Here is a 1,376-nt window from a genome sequence, read left to right on the forward strand (position 1 = left end):
CGCGTGGCCTTGGTGCATGCAAGGTCACGCAAGCTCGCCTTGCTTAGTTCTTCTTTTTGTTGAGGAAAGTCCAAGGCGAGTTGACCGGTAGGGTTATTGTGTCCGGCACGGTGTCGACGCCGGTCACGCCTGCCTTGCGCCCGGTATAGCCCGACTGGATGACCGAGACGCCGTCCAGGATGAAAAGCTGGCTCTTCTCCATGCCTGGTTTCAGCGCGCCGGTTACGGAAACCGGCTGGTAGGCCCGCGATATTTTGTAGGGCTGAGCCGGGGTGACCAGGACGATCTGGTTGGGTGGTGGTGTCGGCATGTGGCTGCAGGCGCCGGTCCACGGCACCAGTAGGAATTGATAGACAAGATCGCCTTCGCGATCGACCGGCAACGCATAGCCGGCTATTTGTATGGTCTTGTCCTGCAGGCCGAGGGATAACGTCTCGCCGCGATCGGGCAAGTTTGCCGCGATCATCGGCAGGCCAGCTTCTTCGGCAACCGCCTGGGTCGCCGGGCGCAAATCCTTCCAGAATATGTGTGTGGTCTCGGCCGAAGCGAGGGCGGCTGTAAAAGCCGACATCGCGCCCGCGAACGCTGCCATGGCTATCAGACGTTTGGTCATCGGACGTTTTCCTTTGCGTTCGAGTAAAGACACCGCCACCGGCGACGTCAACGCTCGAGCCGCATTACATGCCGGCGAGAACCGGTCATGCCGGCGTCGTGAAAGCCGCGCGCCGCAAACATGTCGCGAAACCCCATGAAACGGTAGCTCGGCGATGCCTCGCCCACCGGATAGGCCTCAATGATATGCGCCCCTTGGCGAACGCGTGGTCAATGGCCGCATCGAACAATGCGAAAGCAAAACCGCGGCCGCGCAAAGCCCTTGGCACATAAAAGCAGACGATGGACCATACCCCCGTCTCGCTGTCGTCCTGCCGCTTTGAAAGCCTTCGGTAGGTTTCGCGCGGCGCGACCGAACACCAGGCAACGGTCTTGCCGTCGATCTGGGCGAGGATGCCGACCGGCCTGCCGGCATCGATAAGTGCCATCATCTGGCGCTTTTTCTCATCATTCGGGATGTGCTCGCGGACGGACTGCCGCCACGCCATGCACCAGCAATATTTTGGCGCACCCGGCTGCTCGAACAATATCTCGAAGTCGCCGCGTGTTGCCGGCGTCACCTCCGTGAACCGGATATCGGCAAGATCAGCTTTTTCTGGAGGTGAGCCGTTCCAGCCTTTTGGCATCCGTTAACTCCTTCACGGCGTCCCGGCCGATCCAGCGCGCCGTCTTGTCGGATGATCCGGCCAACTTTTGCGCGAGCGCAAGGGCAGGGGCATGCAGCGCCGCCGAGCGTTTGCCAATCTGCCGCAGCGCCCAGCTGA

2 protein-coding genes and 1 pseudogene are annotated in these 1,376 nt (G+C 61.2%); all 3 read right to left on the bottom strand.

Going from position 1 to position 1,376, the window contains the following annotated elements; genetic code table 11:
* Positions 1 to 43 precede the first annotated feature (43 nt).
* The gene (locus FJ980_RS31815) at positions 44 to 613 is read right to left on the bottom strand and encodes a DUF3299 domain-containing protein (protein ID WP_140547470.1); all 570 of its coding nucleotides are present in this window, start codon (positions 611 to 613) and stop codon (positions 44 to 46) included.
* 85 nt (positions 614 to 698) lie between these two features.
* Entirely contained in the window at positions 699 to 1,238 is a 540-nt protein-coding gene (locus FJ980_RS31820) for a GNAT family N-acetyltransferase (protein WP_246676662.1), read from the bottom strand.
* A pseudogene (locus FJ980_RS35660) lies at positions 1,198 to 1,376 on the bottom strand (DNA alkylation repair protein); the annotation flags it as partial. The pseudogene FJ980_RS35660 and the gene FJ980_RS31820, both read right to left, overlap by 41 nt.

The organism is Mesorhizobium sp. B1-1-5, assembly GCF_006443065.1.
Classification (GTDB): domain Bacteria; phylum Pseudomonadota; class Alphaproteobacteria; order Rhizobiales; family Rhizobiaceae; genus Mesorhizobium.

Excerpts from the sequence above, each read along its gene's own strand:
- FJ980_RS31820 (WP_246676662.1), bottom strand. The coding sequence starts at position 1,238 with ATGCCAAAAGGCTGGAACGGCTCACCTCCAGAAAAAGCTGATCTTGCC.
- FJ980_RS31815 (WP_140547470.1), bottom strand. The coding sequence starts at position 613 with ATGACCAAACGTCTGATAGCCATGGCAGCGTTCGCGGGCGCGATGTCG.